This is a genomic window from Knoellia sinensis KCTC 19936 (assembly GCF_000768705.1).
GTDB lineage: Bacteria > Actinomycetota > Actinomycetes > Actinomycetales > Dermatophilaceae > Knoellia > Knoellia sinensis.
In genome coordinates this window covers 130125-145219 of the sequence record NZ_AVPJ01000004.1, presented here as the reverse complement: position 1 = coordinate 145219, position 15095 = coordinate 130125, and the positions used below count along the sequence as shown (strand labels likewise).

The following is a 15095-nucleotide window of genomic DNA, read 5'->3' as shown; positions in this document are numbered from 1 at the left end:
CCACTCTATGCACCGGCGCACTGGTCCGCCGCCCGCGTGCCCCGGTGTAGCGTCGGAGCGTGCATTTCGTCATCATGGGCTGCGGCCGCGTCGGCGCCTCGCTGGCCAGGGCTCTCGAACGGGCCGGCCACGAGGTCGCGATCATCGACCAGGACGAAGCGGCGTTCCGACGCCTCGGTGCGTCCTTCGAAGGACGCCGCGTCGTCGGACTCGGGTTCGACAGGGACACGCTGCGGGAAGCGGGGATCGACGAGGCCTATGCGTTCGCGGCGGTCTCGAGCGGCGACAACTCCAACATCCTCGCGGCACGGGTGGCGCGCGAGAAGTTCGGCGTCGAGAACGTCGTGGCGCGCATCTACGACCCGGGCCGGGCAGAGATCTACCAGCGTCTCGGCATCCCGACGGTCGCGACCGTCAAGTGGACGAGCGACCAGGTGCTCCGTCGCCTCCTCCCCCAGGGGCACGTCCCCGAGTTCACCGACCCCAGTGGCCGGGTGGTCATTGCCGAGATGCCCATCCACGAGGGCTGGGTCGGGCACCGGGTGTTCGACCTCGAGAACGCCGTCGGCGGCCGGGTGGCCTATGTGAGCCGGCTGGGTGAGGGCCTCATCCCCACCACCGAGACCGTCTACCAGGACGGCGACCTCGTCCACTTCTCCCTCGACCGCGCGCGCCTCGCCGAGGCCGAGCGCATCCTCGACGCAGCCCCCGCGGCTCACTGACAGCTAGGACCTTTCGCATGCGCGTCGTCATCGCCGGAGCCGGCAGCGTGGGTCGCTCCATCGCCCGCGAGCTCATCCGCAACGGCCACCAACTCCTGCTCATCGACAAGGAGGCCGACGGCGAACGGGTCAGCAAGGTGCCTGACGCCGCGTGGCTCCAGGCTGACGCCTGCGAGCTCAGTGCCCTCACCGAGGCAGGAGTGGCCGACTGTGACGTCGTCGTGGCAGCGACGGGAGACGACAAGGCCAACCTCGTCGTGTCCTTGCTCTCCAAGACGGAGTTCGGCGTGCCGCGCACCGTCGCCCGGGTCAACAACCCCAAGAACGAGTGGATGTTCGACGACGCCTGGGGTGTCGACGTCGCCGTGTCCACACCGCGCCTCATGACGGCACTCATCGAGGAGGCCGTGTCCGTCGGCGACCTCGTCCGGATCTTCGAGTTCCAACAGGGCCGGGCCGCCATGGTCGAGATGACCCTGCCCGAGGGCAGTCCGTATGCCGGCACTCGCGTCGGCGACATCGCGTTCCCCGCAGACACGGTCCTCACGGGCATCATCCGCGGCGGTCACCCGATCGCCCCGAGCCGTGACGATGCCCTCGAGCCACTGGACGAGTTGCTCTTCATCACCACGAGTGAGGGCGAGTCCGATCTCGAGTCGATGCTCAGCCCGGGGTCACAGCGGCAGAAGCGTCAGATCGACGACTGACTGTCGCGCCCGTCGCGGGCGTCGTCGTCCTCGACGTGGTCGAGGCCCTGGCTGTGGGCGAGCGCGTCGATCTCCTGGGGAGTGTTGCCGCGCACGAGCATCCAGCCCATGACCGCCACACCGGCGACCCACAGGGGCCAGCCGAGGAGGATCTTGGCGACGCCCAGGGCAGCGACCTGCCCGGCGAGGTACAGCGGGATCTGGATCGAGAGGCGCACGGCATACAGCGCCACGAGCACCCAGGTGAGCCGCGAGCAGACCCGGACCATCCCGGAGTCCCGGCGCCAACCGAACGGGTCCTCGGCAGCCCGAGGATCCCCCGCCCCGACGAGGAAGCCGACGACGGGCCACCGCGCCAGGATCGAGATGAGGGTTCCCACGAGGTAGGCACCGGACAGCAGCATGCCCGGCAGGAACGCGTCCTCGGCACGGCCACTGCGCATTGCGAAGAACGCGGCGAGCGCCGTGGCGATGACGGCTCCGAAGACGTGTTGCAGGCTCGACCGCTGAATCAGACGCAGGACGGCCAGGACGACTGCCACAGCGACCGCGGACCACACGGCCTGCCGGAGAGCGGGGCCAGACTCGGCGTAAAGGTCTTGGCGCCAGGTCCACACGCCGATGAACGCGATCGTCGGCAGTGCTGTCTCAAGGGAGCCGCGCCACCCTCCGAGAGCCGTCGACAGACGGTGTCGGATGAGCTCTTCGACCGAGTGGGCAACCGTCTGCTCGGCGGGCGTCGGCGTGGGCATGGGCGTCACCGACGTCACTTCGCCGGAACGATCTGATAGGTCGGGTTGAAGATCGTGGGCTGACCCTTGACCTTCGCGACTCGACCCTCGGCGATGAGGAAGACACCCGGCTCGATTCCCGCGATGCGACGGCGGCCCACCCAGACGAGGTTGACCGAGCGCTGGCCGTCGAAGAGTTCGGCCACGAGCACCGGAACGCTCTGTCGCGGTGGGAGGGTGAGGGAGCGGATCGATCCGGCCACGGTGGCAGGGCGGCGTTCGACAAGTTCCCCGGCACACGCGACCGCGCTTCCGGGGTCGGACAGGGTGCGCTCGCGGATCTCGTCGGCCTCGAACTCCGTGTCCGTCCGTGCGAGGTCGCGCAGGCGCTCCTTGAGACCCATCACCTCACCTCAGTGATCTCGGGGCCGCGTTCGAACGGGTTGAGGTCGTCCGTGGAGACCTGTGCCTGTTGCCCGGTCGGAGCCGGGGGCATCGGAGTTGCCTCCTCCTGCGGCAGGCGCAGGGGCAGGAGTTCACGCGGTGCCATGGGGTCCGTGCCGCGGACGACAACGGTCTCCCGGAAGATGTCCAGCAGGGGTGCGGCGGCCTCCTCGTCGATGGCCCCGCGGCCCGAGATGACTCCACGCAGGAACCAGCGGGGTCCGTCGACGCCAAGGAACCGTGCCGGCGCGAACACCGTGCGGCCGTCGGGCCCGGCGCTGGGCATGCGCGTGCGGAGCTCGATGCCGAGCTCACCCTCCTCGGTGTCGGCGGTCCCGCCCTGACTCGCGATGGCGTCGGCGATCTCGGATCGGATCTGCGCCCAGAGTCCCCCGCTGCGCGGTGCCGCGAAGGCCTGGAGCTGGAGGGCGGACTCGCCGAGGACCGCGGTCGCGGCCACGACGTGCTGCTGCTCCTGGTCGATCTCGAGCCGCAGTTCCATGCCAGTCGAACCGCTGATGCGCAAGGAGCCAAGGTCGAGCCGACCGTCGTCGTCCCCGACCTCGGACGCGTCGAACGGACCTGAGGAACGGTCGACCGGACGATCGGCGCCGGCCTTGTCGTCGGCACTCGAGTCGTCGGCGCCCGACTGGTCGGCGACCGACTCGTCCTCGATGCCCGCCTCGGCCTCGGCACCGGTCACGGCGTCGGGTGCGCCCTCGACTGCGGTCTCTGCGTCGGCCTTGCGGCGGCGAAACATGCTCACGGTGTGGTCACTTCCTCGAAGGTGTCCGAAGGCGTCGTGCCGAAGCCTCCGGTGGATCCATGTCCAGTGTCACCCCGGACACTGTCAGGGAGCGAGTCGGCCTCCCTGAAGTCTGCGTGGACGTACTCCTGGACGACGAGCTGGGCGATCCGGTCCCCGACCTCGACCGTGAACGCGGCGTCCCTGTCGAGGTTGACGAGGTTCACGAGGATCTCCCCCCGGTAGCCCGAATCGATGGTGCCTGGCGCGTTGACGATCGTGACTCCGTGCCGGGCTGCGAGCCCCGATCGCGGGTGCACCAGACCGACGGTCCCCGCCGGCAGGGCCACGGCGAGGCCCGTTCGGACGAGGGCACGCTCCCCCGGCTGGAGGGTCACGGGCTCGACTGCAGTGAGGTCCGCGCCGGCGTCACCATCGGTGGCGTATGCCGGGATGCGGGCTTCCGAGGTCAGCCGCCGGAACACGACCGGGATGCGAGAAGGGCCAGTCACGGGGACTGACCCTATCTCGGACGCCGGTCGTGTCCGACCGGTATCGGTGTCCTGCTCAGGCTGCGCACTCACTGCAGATCATCTGGCCGTTCTTCTCACTCGCCAGCTGGCTGCGGTGGTGCACGAGGAAGCACCGCGAGCAGGTGAACTCGTCGGCCTGGCGCGGGATGACCCGCACCGACATCTCCTCGCCCGACAGGTCTGCCCCCGGGAGCTCGAACCCTTCGGCCTGCTCCGTCTCGTCAACGTCGACGCTGGAGGATCGCTTGTCGTTGCGGCGAGTCTTCAACTCCTCGATGGAGTCCTCGGACAGCTCGTCGTCGGTCTTGCGTGGCGCGTCGTAGTCGGTCGCCATTGCGCTCCTTTCCCGATGTCGTGTGGTCAGTTCCGGAAAGTTTCCGGATGCTGACGTCCCTGCTTCGCCCTGTCAACGCACGGACGGTCACATTTGTGCCCGTGCGAGCCGGAATTGTGCACCATGGTCGAGATGAGCGCCACAGCGGGGCTGAGACTAGTCGCCGTGGTGCTCTTTCGTGCCCGATTCCACAAGTTCCCCGAAGGCCGACGCCAGCCCGTCTGCACAGGCCCACGTGAGGGCCGTTCCGGGAACCCCTGCGCCGTCGAGTCCACCCACCTTCGCCCCCGACTCCTCGGCGATGAGCCAGCCAGCAGCGAGGTCCCAGGCGTTGAGCCCCGTTTCGTAGTAGGCATCGATGCGACCGGCAGCCACTGCGCACAGGTCGAGCGCCGCGCTTCCCATCCGACGGATGTCCCGGATCCGCGGCAGGAGGTCGAGGAGGAGGCGGGCCTGACGCGCGCGGCGATCCGCGGCATAGCCGAAGCCCGTCGCCACCAGAGCCTGCCCGAGCTCGTCGCATCGGCTGGAGGTGAGGTCGTGGTGGTCCTCCCCCACGACCAGGTGCGCTCCCGCGTGGGCGCGGGCGCGGAACAGCTCGTCGGTGACAGGGTTGTAGACCGCCCCGGCGAAGGGACGCCAGCCACCCGGGATCGTCGGGTCGCCAACCACGGCGGCGACCGACACGGCATACGCGGGTATGCCGTAGAGGTAGTTGACCGTCCCGTCGATGGGGTCGATGACCCAGGTGATTCCGGAGGTGCCGCTGGCGCCGCCGCTCTCCTCACCGAGGACGGCGTCGTCGGGGCGGGCCTCTCGGAGGCGTTCGATGAGGTGGTCCTGTGCCCGCTGGTCCATCTCGGTGACGACGTCCGTCGCCGAGGACTTCGTGGCCGCCACCGTGACGTCTGCGGGACGCTCGTCGACGACGAGCCGTCCGGCGGAGCGCGCGATGTCTCCCGCCAAGGCCTCGAGGGCAGCGGCGAGTGCGTCGTCGGGAAGCGCGAGGTCCATGTCAGTCCTGTCCACACAGGGCGGGCAACGCGGCCCGCAGATTGGGGCAGCAGCCGGGGGCACAGACCGACGGACGCAGGTCACCGCCGTCGACCTGCTCGGGGATGACCACCTCGCTGCGGGCTTCCGCGGCTCGCTCCTGGAGCAGGTCCACCAGCGCCTCGACGAACAGGGGGTGGGTCCCCGCCGTGGGAACGCGGACGAGGCGCAGCCCGAGGCCCTCCGCCGTGTCTCGCGCCTCACGGTCGAGGTCGTTGACCACCTCCATGTGGTCGGAGACGAAGCCGATGGGCGCCAAGACGACGGTGGTGACTCCTTCGCCGGCCAGCTCCACGAGCCGGTCGTTGACGTCGGGCTCCAGCCACGGGGTCCGTGGGCTGCCGGATCGGGAGCAGAAGACCAGTTCGTGGTCGAGCGTGACGCCCGCGCGCGCCGCGAGCCCTTGGGCGATGACATGACCGGCTCGCAGGTGCTGCTCGACATAGAGGTTGCCGTCACCGTCGCCCGGGCCGGACGTGTCGTCCATCGCCTCCGGGATGGAATGCGTCACGAAGAGCAGCCGGGCGGAGTCGCGGTCACCCGGCTCCAGTTCTGCGACGGCCTCGACAAGGTGGTCGGTGTTGGCCGCGACGAAGCCCGGGTGCAGGGCGTAGGGCCGCACCTTGTCGATGACGAGGTCCGCGGCAGCGATACCCAACTCCTCCGTGGCGGCTGCGAGGTCCTCGCGATACTGACGGCACCCGGAGTACGACGAGTAGGCCGACGTCACCACGACGCACAGCCGGAGCAGGCCTTCGGCGCGGGCCGCGCGCAAGGTGTCGGTGACGAAAGGAGTGCTGTTGCGGTTGCCCCACAGGACCGGCACCGACGAACCGCGACGCGCCAACTCTGCTTCGAGTGCAGCCATGAGCGACCGGTTCTGGTCGTTGATGGGGCTGCGCCCGCCGAAGTGGTGGTAGTGCGTCGCGACCTCCTGGAGGCGGTCCTCCGGCACGTCGCGGCCGGCGGTGACCCGGCGCAGGAAGGGCATGACGTCGTCGGGCGCCTCGGGCCCGCCGAAGGACAGCAGCAGGACGGCGTCGTAGGGAGCGAGGGCGTCGTCGTCGGACGTTGTCGGCATGGTCCCAACCTAACGAGCGCCCCGTGGCGTACGCGTCGTGGTCGGGCTGGGAAGGCCCGACACGACGGGAACCCGGTGCACTTCACGGCGGGGCTGCTTTGCGACAGCCGCATGGGGTGGCACAGTCAAGGGTGACCTGACCACGGCCCGGGAGTTCAGTGATGATGGACCTTCGTCTCATCGGCGTCCACGAGGACGGCGAGCACGTCCTCCTCTCCGATGCAGAGGGGAAGCGCTACCGGGCGCCCCTCGACGAGGCGATGCGCGCCGCCGCTCGACGGGACCGACCTCGCCTGGGGCAGCTGCAGATCGAGATCGATGGTGGCCTTCGACCGCGCGACGTCCAGGCCCTGATCCGCTCCGGGCTGTCGACGGAGGAGGTCGCCGACCGTGCAGGCTGGACGATCCAGAAGGTCCAGCGCTTCGAGGGGCCGGTGCTCGCCGAACGCGAATACATCGCGAACCTCGCTCGTGCGGTCATCGTCGGTCAGACCCGTCCGGGATCCCGGGCCGGGAACCAGACCGCGGAGCAGAGCCTCGGGTCTCGGGCCGACGAGCGGCTCAAGGAGCGCGGTGTCCTCGCCGAACGCGTGCGCTGGGACTCATTGCGGCTCGACGACGGTCGGTGGACCGTCACAGCGCATTTTCCCGCAGGGGGGCGCGAGCGCATCGCGTCCTGGACCTTCGACCCGCGGCTGAAGTCCCTCCTCTCGGGCAATGACGAGGCCCGCTGGCTCAGCGAGGACAGCACTGGCGACTCAGCGATCCCGACGCCCCACGTGGCAACCAACGCCAACCGCGCCAGCGCCGTGTTCGATGTCGAGGCCGCCGGCGGGGTGAAGGAAGAGGCTGCTGCTGAGGGCGCGGACTCCTCCGACTCCTCCGACTCGTCCGGTCCCTCGGCCGAGCCGATCGATCTCATGGCAGCGATGCGGGAGCAGTCGACCCGCTCACGACGTAGTCACGGACGCCGCCGCTCCTCGCCGACCCACACGCCCGTGGACGAGTCGCCGCGCGACGACGCCCTTCCGCTCGAGGAACTCACCATGGACCCGGCCGAGGCGCCCGAGCCTCCGGCCGCCCGCGGCAAGCACCCCGTGAGCGCCCACCTCGACGATCGCGCCCACGATGTCGACGACGTGACGTCCGATGAGGACTCGGACTCCACAGAGACCCTCAACGCGGCGGAGGCGCGCGAGACCGCGAAGCCCGGCCCTCCGGCACAGGCGCCAGCCCGCAAATCCGGTTCGCGCAAGGCGGGCCGACCGACTGTCCCCAGTTGGGACGACATCATGTTCGGCGGCGGCCGCAGCTCCTGACCCACCCTCGCGCGGACCGGGGACGACACCCTGGGAGCGCACAACTGCCGGGTCGCCGCTGGCTGGGTCTGGCGGGAGCCGGGAGCGCGCCCAGCGCGCGGACGGCGGATGGATCTGTGGCGACCCGGGAGTTGTACGCGACCCCAGAGGCCGAAATATGACTACGCCCGAGGCGGCACTGGGCACACGTCGAGGTCGAACGGCAGGACGTCCGGCGTGACCGAAGCCTTGCGCGCTGCGTGACTGTTCATCCGACGCATGTAGTGGCGGCGGCACAGCACCTCGTACTCGACGAGGCTCTCGGTCGCCGTGGCCGTGTCACCGACGACGACCTGCTCACCTTCGACGACCATGACTCCGTCGATGATGCGCGCATTGTGCGTGGCACGCTCACCACACCAGCAGAGCGCGGCAACCTGGAGCACCTGCACCCGGTCGGCGAGTTCGAAGAGGCGCTTGGCACCCGGGAAGAGCTCCGTGCGGAAGTCGGCAGTGATGCCGAAGCAGTTCACGTCGATGCCGAGCTCGTCGACGACCCGAGCCAGCTGCTCGATCTGGGCGCCGGTATAGAACTGAGCCTCGTCGCAGATGAGGTAGTCCACTCGCTGCCCGTGAGTGAGGTGCTCCACGACGACGTCCCAGAAGTCGAGCTCGTCGGTGACCTCGTGGGCCTGGGTAGAGAGGCCGAGGCGGGAGGACAGCACCGACTCCCCCATGCGGTCGAGCTTCGTGAAGATCTGACCGACGCGCTGACGCGCCCGGTGGTTGTGATCCATCTGGAGCGCGAGGGTGGACTTGCCGCAGTCCATCGTCCCGGAGAAGAACACCAACTCAGCCACGAGGCGACACCCTATGTCGCGCGAGCGGCAACGTGGAACAACGGCACGGGCACTTCGTCATCGGTCAGGGATCCGTGCAGCCCGATGAGGGCGAGTAGCTCGGGCCGGTGGTGCCGCGAGTCGACGACGGCGTGGGCCTGACGCATGGCCACGACGACGTCACCGATCCGCGCGAGGTGCTCGTCGTGGACCGGACCGAAGAGACCCGCGGCAACGGCCTCGTCGCGGCTCACGATCCAGGCGATGTCACCCAGGCGCGCCCGCCAGGTGGCCAGCACGTCGTCGGTGGCACCGGCTTCGCAGTACAACTGTGGCGCCCGCGGCTCGCCCCCGGAGTGACGCACACCCGCGGCGAGGTCGGGATCATGGGCGAGGTCGAAGCGGTGGGCCATGGGCACGTCGACCATGCCGTGGTCGGCCGTGATGGTGAGGGAGCAGTCGGACGGCAAACCATCGGCCAACCGTGCCAGCTGGCGATCGATGGTCTCGAGTTCGTCCCCCCACTGCCAGGACTCGCAGCCGTGAACGTGGCCGACCTTGTCGAGGTCACCCCAGTAGAGGTAGGTCAACGAGGCGGGCTGCGAACGGGCATGAGCCAGGGTCGCGTCCACGCGAGCCTCCAAGGACTGCGCCGCCACGAACCGTCCCCCACGCAGGGCCGCCCGGGTCAGACCGGATCCGTCGAAGAATCCCGGACCGATACGCGCCACATCGAGGCCCCGGGCCGCAGCCTTCTCGAACCACGTGGCTCTGGGCTGCCACCGTTCGGGAACGGGGCCGTCCTCCCAGGAGAGCTCGTTCAGGAGCCGGTCCTCTCCCGGTATGAGGACCTCGAACCCCACCATCCCGTGCGATCCCGGGTCGAGTCCCGTCCCGAAGGAGCCCATGGAGACAGGCGTCGTCGAGGGGAAGCCCGCAGCGATGCGTTTGCCATCGGCAAAGAGCGACCGCAGCCACGGGGCGTGGCCGCCGCGTCGGCGCAGCAGGTCGTGTCCGAGTCCGTCCACGAGGACGACGACGGCACTGCGCGCGGACGGGAGGACCCAGCGCGGTCCGACGTCGGGCACCCCGAGGGCCGAGACCACTGAGGGCAGGACGTCCTTGAGTCCACCCTCGGCGTAGGCCGGTGCCCTGAGCGGCACGAGGGAGGTCACTGCCCGAGCGAGGCCGAGAGTGCGTGAGCGAACGAGATCGCCTGCTGCAGTGCGGGATCGCCATCGGCGGTGGCCGACACACGGAGCGCGATGTCATCGCTCGAGATGGTGCCGTCGTAGCCGTGGTCGGCATCGCAGCCCGGCTCCCCGCACGTCGCGGGCAGAAGGTCGACACGGCTCACGGCGCCCCACCCGAGCGTGAGGGTCAGCTCGCGCCCCAAGGATCCGGGTACGTAGTTCTGGGGGTCGGCGACCACATGGGTGAGCATCACTCCGCGCACCGCCGAGAGCGGGATGCTCTCGGTCGTCGCCGTGGCGACCTCCTGCTCACCACCGCTGGCACCGGCCGCTTCATCGGCGTGGTCGTCGGCGTGGGCGATGACCAGTCGCGAGGGTGTGAGCACGAGGACGGTGACGTGGCGACGGATGACGTCGCGGTCGAAGGTCGTCTCAAGGTGGACCAGGTGCGAGCGCACCTCTTCACCGGCAAGTGCGGCCGAGACGACGTCGCCAACGAGTGCCGGGTAGTACCCCGCCCTCTCGATGGCATCGGTGAGGTCCACCGGCAGGGTGGGGACGTCGAACGGGCGCTTCATGCCCATCATTCTGCCGCACCGATCGGGTGGGGCAGCGCCGTCCGGGTCCAGTCATGGACCCAGCGAGATGCAGCGCCATCAAGCGGGGCCAAGAAGGATCCACCCTCGCGGTCACGAGCCGCGTCGCGATGGGACAGAAGATGGGTCTTGCGGTCCATCCTTACCACCGAGTAACTTACCGTCGGTAAGTCAACCGCTGATCGACAGGAGCACCGATGCCCACGCCTGCCCCCTCCAGCCGCCGGCTCCGACGCGTGAGCAGCATGGGGGTTGCGGCACTCGTCGCCCTCGGTCTCAGCGGCGCGACCGCACACGCCGACGTTCCCTCGGTCACCGTGACGTCGGAGGCCCCGAGCCAGCAGCAGGTCTTCTTCGTCGGGAACAACTGGTCGGGCAACGTCACGGTGATCCGCCCTGACGGCGACTACGGCAAGCTCGGCGACATCAACATGATCCCCGACAAGACCCAGCGGGAACTCGAGATCTACCTCAATCCCGTCCGCCTCGCCGCCTATCTGTACATCCAGAGGACGGCCGGTGAGGGACACAACCAGTACGTCGACGACATGTACTCGACGCCGGACGGATCGTCGATCGTCGCGTCCCGGCCGAGCTATGCCGACGTCGTCTCGATCAACACGACGACGGGTGCGGTCGAGTGGCGCTTCCCGGTGAGCGGGTTCCGGTCCGACCACATGGCCCTCTCCCCCGACGGAACGCAGGTGGCCGTCTCCGCGTCCAGTGGCAACGTCGTCCACGTCCTCGACATCGAGACCGGCCGCGAGTTGGGCCGATTCCCCACGGGCGACAAGCCACACGAGAACGTCTACATCGATGGTGGTCGCTACATCGTCAACTCGGCGATCGGCAACGTCGAGACCGGCCAGGACGCTCGGTGGCAGGACTTCACCAAGGGTGATCGCAAGCTCGTCATCGCTGATGCCCAGAGCTTCGAGGTGGTCAGGACCATCGACATGCGACCGTTGCTCGACGCCTTCGGTCGCAAGGACCTCAGCGATTCGGTCCGACCGATGGCCTTCAGTCCCGACGAGTCGAAGCTGTACTTCCAGGTCTCCTTCTTCGCCGGCCTCGTCGAATACGACGTCGATGCGGGGCGGATCACCCGTGTGGCCGACCTCCCGAAGAACCCTGCCGTGAACCCCGACCGGACGACGTGGGTCAACGACTCGCGGCACCACGGTCTCGCCATGAGTGCCGACGGCTCCAAGCTGTGTGTCGCGGGGACGATGGACGACTACGCGACCATCGTTGACCGCCGCACCCTCACGGCTGGGTCCCTCATCCCTGCAGGCAAGCCCTACTGGGCGACCATCAGCCCGGACGGCAAGCGCTGCATCATCAGCGAAAGCGCCACCGACACGGTGACGGCAATCGACTTCGGCACCGGTCAGCGAGTGGCCACGGTGCCGGTCGGCGACCACCCCCAGCGGGTGCGCCTGGGCTCCCTTCCCGAAGGATGGTCCGGCACCTCCCGCTGAGGCTCCGATCAGGTGAGGGAGCGCCGTCCGGGGTCCGTGCGCCGGGCCACCGGTGCCACGGTGACCTCGGCGCCGAGCACCTCGACCCCGCCGGGTTGAGCGTTGACCGGATTGAGGCGGAGGGACACCAACTCGGGCATGTCGTCACTCATGACCGACACTCGCGCGATGAGATCGGCCAGGGCTGCCCGGTGCACCGGGGTCGACCCGCGGTGCCCGTGAAGCACCGGGGCAGCCTTGACCGATGAGATGAGTTCGGAGACAGCGACATCCGTGAGCGGCGGGATGCGGTGCGCGATGTCGTCGAGGAGCTCGGTCGGAAGTCCGGAGACACCGAAGCTCACCACCGGGCCGAACAGCGGATCCTCGTCGGCGGTGACGACGCACGCCACCCCTGGAGTGGCCATGCGCTGCACCTCGAGCTCACCTGCGGCGAGGGGGGAGAGACGCTCGTGCAGCGAAGCCCAGGCGTCGCGCACGGCCTGGTCGTTCGCCAGGTCGACCCGGACGCCGGTGACCCCGCCCTGATGGCGCAGCATCGGTGCCGTGGATTTCAGGACGACCGGGTAGCCGATCTCGCCGGCGGCCTCGACGGCCTCGTCGACCGTCGCCACGCGGCGCGACGGCCACACCTCGATGCCGTAGGCCGCGAGCAGAGCCGCAGTTTCGTCGGGATCGAGTCGTCGCCCTTCCGGGCTGACGGACAGGACCGTGTGGACCACGTCCTCGGCGACCCGCCTGTTGATCCCGGCCGGGGCGACTGGCACGCCATGGTCCTTGTTGCGCCACTGCGCGTACTTGGTCGCCTTCGCCAAGGCGTAGGCCGCGTCCTCCGGCATTGCATAGATCGGGATCGCCTGACCGGACCCGCCACCTTCTTCCATGGACGTGGACGAATCCACTCCGCGCATGCCCAAGAACGTTGCGACACAGGTCTTCTCGGAGCCCCGCGCTGCTGAGCGAACCGCTTCGGTCACCTCTTCGTCGTGGGCGACGATGGGCGGGATGAAGCAAGCCAGGACGGAGTCGACGTCCGGATCCGCGAAGGCCTTGTCGAGGGCCTCGCGGAACTGCCTTGCCGTGGCCTCTGTCGGGAGATTGACCGGTCCATGGGTCACGTTGAGACCGCGCCCCGCGACGGCACCGGCCGACAGGGCGCCGAGTGCCGAGGAGTTGCCCACGATGGCGACCCGACGCCCTGCAGGCAGCGGCTGGTGGACGAGCAGCTGGGCCACGTCGAACATCTGGTGGACGTTGGACACCCGGATGGCTCCCGCTTGGCGAAGCATCGCGGTGAAGACCGTCGGGCGCGCCTTGGTCTTGCGCACGCGGTGCCCCGGCGGCACGCCGAAGGCGGAGACACCCGACTGCACGACGATGACCGGCTTGATGATGCCGAGGTTGCGGGCGATGCGCGAGAACTTGCGCGGGTTGCCCATGGACTCGAGGTAGAGGCCGACGGCGTGGGTGTCTTCGTCGTCGATCCAGTACTGCATGAGGTCGTTGCCGGACACGTCGACCCGGTTGCCCGCCGAGGCGAACGTCGAGATCCCGAGGTTGCGTCGAGCGGCGGACTGCAGCACGGCAATCCCGAGCGCACCGGACTGCGAAAAGAGGCCAAGATGCCCGGAGGGCGGCATGGTGGGTGACAGCGACGCGTTGAGCGAGAACGCGTCATCGGTGTTGATCAGTCCGAACGAGTTGGGTCCGACGATGCGCATGCCGGATCCCCTGACGCGACGCACGAGCTCGGCCTGGAGTTCGTCACCCTCTCCCCCACCCTCGCCGAAGCCGGAACTGACGACGAGCAATGCACCGACGCCGGCAGCGGCACACTCGTCGACCACCTTGAGCACCTTGTCGGCCGGCACCGCGACCACGGCGAGATCGACCGGTCCCGGGACGTCGCCAATCGAGTCGTATGCCGGCCGCCCCAGAATCGTGCGCGCCTTGCGGTTGACGGGATGCACCTCACCGGTGAAGCCGGCGTCGAGGAGGTTCTTGAGGAAGTGGTGGCCCATCGACTGTGCGGAACGACCAGCGCCGATGACGGCCACCGAGCGCGGACGCAGGATGCGGCTGACGCTGATCGCCTCGGCGCGGTGTTCGCGCGAGGTCGCCACGGCCTTGGAGCGATCCGTCGGCTCGATGTCGAAGTGGAGTGCCACCACCCCGTCCTCGACCTTGCGGCTCACCTCGTAGCCGGCCTCGGAGAAGACGGTGAGCATCTTGCGGTTCTGGGGCAACACCTCGGCGGTGAACCGGGTGATCCCGAACTCCTGCGCGACGGCGGCAAGGTGTTCGAGCAGCACCGAGCCGATGCCCTTGCCCTGGTGGTCATCACTGACGTTGAACGCCACTTCGGCCGACGCAGGTTCTGTGAGGTCGTAGCGGCCAATGCCAATGATGTCCTCACGCAGAGTCATGACGAGGGCGACGCGGTCCTCGTAGTCGACGTGGGTGAACCGATGGACGTCACGGTCCGAGAGCTGACGCAGCGGGGCGAAGAAGCGCAGGTAGATCGACTCGTCCGACTGGCGTGAGTGGAACGCGTGAATCAGGTCCACGTCGCTGGGAAGGATGGGTCGCAGGTGCGCAACACTCCCGTCCCGCAGGACGACGTCGGCCTCCCATCTGACGGGGTACCCCGGCGGCAGATCGAGGTCCTCGCTCATGGGGTCCATCGTGTCACGGCACGATGATCACCATGGACCTCATCGACGTGGTGACCCGCCGCCGCATGGTGCGGCGGTTCGACCCTGCTCGCGACGTGCCACTCGATTCGGTCCAGCAGCTCGTCCGCCTGGCCCAGCGAGCCCCGAGCGCGGGTCACACCCAGGGGTGGGACGTCCTCGCTCTGACCGACCCGGGCGACCGGGGTCGCTTCTGGGAGGCGAGCCGCGAGACCGACGAGACTTCCGCGTGGATGCGCGGCGTCTCTGCAGCGCCCGTCCTGATGGTCCTGCTCTCGGACCGGACGGCATACCTGGATCGTTATGCCGAACCCGACAAGGGGTGGACGGACCGATCTCTCGAACGGTGGCCCATCCCGTACTGGGACACCGACACCGCGATGGCGGCCATGATCATCCTGCTCGGCGCGGAGAACGCTGGGATCGGGGCCTTGTTCTTCGGCGTGCCTGCCGCTCGGCACGAGGCCGTCAAGGCGGCGTATGCCGTCCCGCCCGATCGCCGGATCGTCGGCGTCATCGCGTTGGGTCACGAAGCAGAACGGGTGACCAGCCCGTCGCTGAAGCGCGGGAGGCGGCCCCTGCGTGACGTGCTCCACCATGGGCGGTTCGGCGAGTCGAGAGCAGCACCGTCGGAGGCGTGAGTGA

The 15095-nt window shown here is 68.9% G+C and carries 16 protein-coding genes; 5 read left to right on the top strand and 11 right to left on the bottom strand.

Annotated features, from left to right (window positions below; genetic code table 11):
• Window positions 1–59: 59 nt before the first annotated feature.
• Window positions 60–722: a potassium channel family protein gene (locus N802_RS07125; RefSeq protein WP_035914076.1), complete on the top strand. Its 663-nt coding sequence runs from the start codon at window positions 60–62 to the stop codon at window positions 720–722.
• A gap of 17 nt (window positions 723–739) precedes the next feature.
• Window positions 740–1429, top strand: a complete 690-nt coding sequence (locus N802_RS07120) for a potassium channel family protein (protein ID WP_035914074.1) — start codon at window positions 740–742, stop codon at window positions 1427–1429.
• Here the strand turns inward: N802_RS07120 and N802_RS07115 are convergent.
• From N802_RS07115 to N802_RS07085, 7 genes are all read right to left on the bottom strand, one after another.
• Window positions 1414–2181: a DUF3159 domain-containing protein gene (locus N802_RS07115; RefSeq protein WP_084071996.1), complete on the bottom strand. Its 768-nt coding sequence runs from the start codon at window positions 2179–2181 to the stop codon at window positions 1414–1416. The genes N802_RS07120 and N802_RS07115 overlap by 16 nt on opposite strands.
• 14 nt (window positions 2182–2195) lie before the next feature.
• Window positions 2196–2564: an OB-fold nucleic acid binding domain-containing protein gene (locus N802_RS07110; protein ID WP_035914072.1), complete on the bottom strand. Its 369-nt coding sequence runs from the start codon at window positions 2562–2564 to the stop codon at window positions 2196–2198.
• A complete protein-coding gene (locus tag N802_RS07105) occupies window positions 2564–3364 on the bottom strand; it encodes a DUF3710 domain-containing protein (protein WP_245613867.1) in 801 nt (266 codons plus the stop codon). Before N802_RS07105 ends, N802_RS07110 begins: the two co-directional genes overlap by 1 nt.
• A gap of 2 nt (window positions 3365–3366) precedes the next feature.
• Window positions 3367–3861: a dUTP diphosphatase gene (gene dut / locus N802_RS07100; protein ID WP_035914070.1), complete on the bottom strand. Its 495-nt coding sequence runs from the start codon at window positions 3859–3861 to the stop codon at window positions 3367–3369.
• 55 nt (window positions 3862–3916) lie between these two features.
• Complete coding sequence (locus N802_RS07095) at window positions 3917–4216, bottom strand: DUF4193 domain-containing protein (protein WP_035914068.1); 300 nt, start codon at window positions 4214–4216, stop codon at window positions 3917–3919.
• 156 nt (window positions 4217–4372) lie between these two features.
• On the bottom strand, window positions 4373–5230 hold the full coding sequence (locus N802_RS07090; protein ID WP_035914066.1) for an inositol monophosphatase family protein: 858 nt from the start codon (window positions 5228–5230) through the stop codon (window positions 4373–4375).
• Between the two features lies 1 nt (window position 5231).
• Complete coding sequence (locus N802_RS07085) at window positions 5232–6350, bottom strand: ferrochelatase (protein ID WP_035914064.1); 1119 nt, start codon at window positions 6348–6350, stop codon at window positions 5232–5234.
• A gap of 161 nt (window positions 6351–6511) precedes the next feature.
• Here N802_RS07085 and sepH point away from each other — a divergent pair, with 161 nt between their 5' ends.
• Window positions 6512–7669, top strand: a complete 1158-nt coding sequence (sepH, locus tag N802_RS19370) for a septation protein SepH (RefSeq protein ID WP_052109555.1) — start codon at window positions 6512–6514, stop codon at window positions 7667–7669.
• A gap of 161 nt (window positions 7670–7830) precedes the next feature.
• Here sepH and N802_RS07075 read toward each other — a convergent pair whose 3' ends face one another.
• Genes N802_RS07075 through N802_RS07065 form a run of 3 tightly spaced genes read right to left on the bottom strand, consistent with a single transcriptional unit; the run spans window position 7831 to window position 10267 of the window.
• Window positions 7831–8508: a thymidine kinase gene (locus tag N802_RS07075; RefSeq protein ID WP_035914063.1), complete on the bottom strand. Its 678-nt coding sequence runs from the start codon at window positions 8506–8508 to the stop codon at window positions 7831–7833.
• Between the two features lie 11 nt (window positions 8509–8519).
• Window positions 8520–9662 (bottom strand): alkaline phosphatase family protein, encoded by a 1143-nt coding sequence (locus N802_RS07070; RefSeq protein WP_035914062.1) that lies wholly within the window; start codon window positions 9660–9662, stop codon window positions 8520–8522.
• Entirely contained in the window at window positions 9659–10267 is a 609-nt protein-coding gene (locus N802_RS07065) for a DUF5998 family protein (protein WP_035914060.1), read from the bottom strand. Before N802_RS07065 ends, N802_RS07070 begins: the two co-directional genes overlap by 4 nt.
• 206 nt (window positions 10268–10473) lie before the next feature.
• Between N802_RS07065 and N802_RS07060 the strand changes: the two genes are divergently transcribed.
• Window positions 10474–11757, top strand: a complete 1284-nt coding sequence (locus N802_RS07060; protein WP_156971316.1) for a YncE family protein — start codon at window positions 10474–10476, stop codon at window positions 11755–11757.
• Window positions 11758–11765: 8 nt separating this feature from the next.
• Here N802_RS07060 and N802_RS07055 read toward each other — a convergent pair whose 3' ends face one another.
• Window positions 11766–14441 carry a bifunctional acetate--CoA ligase family protein/GNAT family N-acetyltransferase gene (locus N802_RS07055; protein ID WP_035914056.1) on the bottom strand — a complete coding sequence of 892 codons (2676 nt, stop codon included), beginning with the start codon at window positions 14439–14441 and terminating at the stop codon, window positions 11766–11768.
• A gap of 23 nt (window positions 14442–14464) precedes the next feature.
• Here N802_RS07055 and N802_RS07050 point away from each other — a divergent pair, with 23 nt between their 5' ends.
• Window positions 14465–15091, top strand: a complete 627-nt coding sequence (locus N802_RS07050) for a nitroreductase family protein (RefSeq protein WP_035914438.1) — start codon at window positions 14465–14467, stop codon at window positions 15089–15091.
• Window positions 15092–15095: the final 4 nt, after the last annotated feature.

What these genes read in the sequence shown, in the direction of transcription:
- N802_RS07120 (WP_035914074.1), top strand. Translation starts at nt 740, where the DNA reads ATGCGCGTCGTCATCGCCGGAGCCGGCAGCGTGGGTCGCTCCATCGCC.
- N802_RS07115 (WP_084071996.1), bottom strand. Translation starts at nt 2,181, where the DNA reads ATGCCCACGCCGACGCCCGCCGAGCAGACGGTTGCCCACTCGGTCGAA.
- N802_RS07110 (WP_035914072.1), bottom strand. Translation starts at nt 2,564, where the DNA reads ATGGGTCTCAAGGAGCGCCTGCGCGACCTCGCACGGACGGACACGGAG.
- N802_RS07105 (WP_245613867.1), bottom strand. Translation starts at nt 3,364, where the DNA reads ATGTTTCGCCGCCGCAAGGCCGACGCAGAGACCGCAGTCGAGGGCGCA.
- N802_RS07095 (WP_035914068.1), bottom strand. Translation starts at nt 4,216, where the DNA reads ATGGCGACCGACTACGACGCGCCACGCAAGACCGACGACGAGCTGTCC.
- N802_RS07090 (WP_035914066.1), bottom strand. Translation starts at nt 5,230, where the DNA reads ATGGACCTCGCGCTTCCCGACGACGCACTCGCCGCTGCCCTCGAGGCC.
- N802_RS07085 (WP_035914064.1), bottom strand. Translation starts at nt 6,350, where the DNA reads ATGCCGACAACGTCCGACGACGACGCCCTCGCTCCCTACGACGCCGTC.
- sepH (WP_052109555.1), top strand. Translation starts at nt 6,512, where the DNA reads ATGATGGACCTTCGTCTCATCGGCGTCCACGAGGACGGCGAGCACGTC.
- N802_RS07065 (WP_035914060.1), bottom strand. Translation starts at nt 10,267, where the DNA reads ATGATGGGCATGAAGCGCCCGTTCGACGTCCCCACCCTGCCGGTGGAC.
- N802_RS07060 (WP_156971316.1), top strand. Translation starts at nt 10,474, where the DNA reads ATGCCCACGCCTGCCCCCTCCAGCCGCCGGCTCCGACGCGTGAGCAGC.
- N802_RS07055 (WP_035914056.1), bottom strand. Translation starts at nt 14,441, where the DNA reads ATGGACCCCATGAGCGAGGACCTCGATCTGCCGCCGGGGTACCCCGTC.
- N802_RS07050 (WP_035914438.1), top strand. Translation starts at nt 14,465, where the DNA reads ATGGACCTCATCGACGTGGTGACCCGCCGCCGCATGGTGCGGCGGTTC.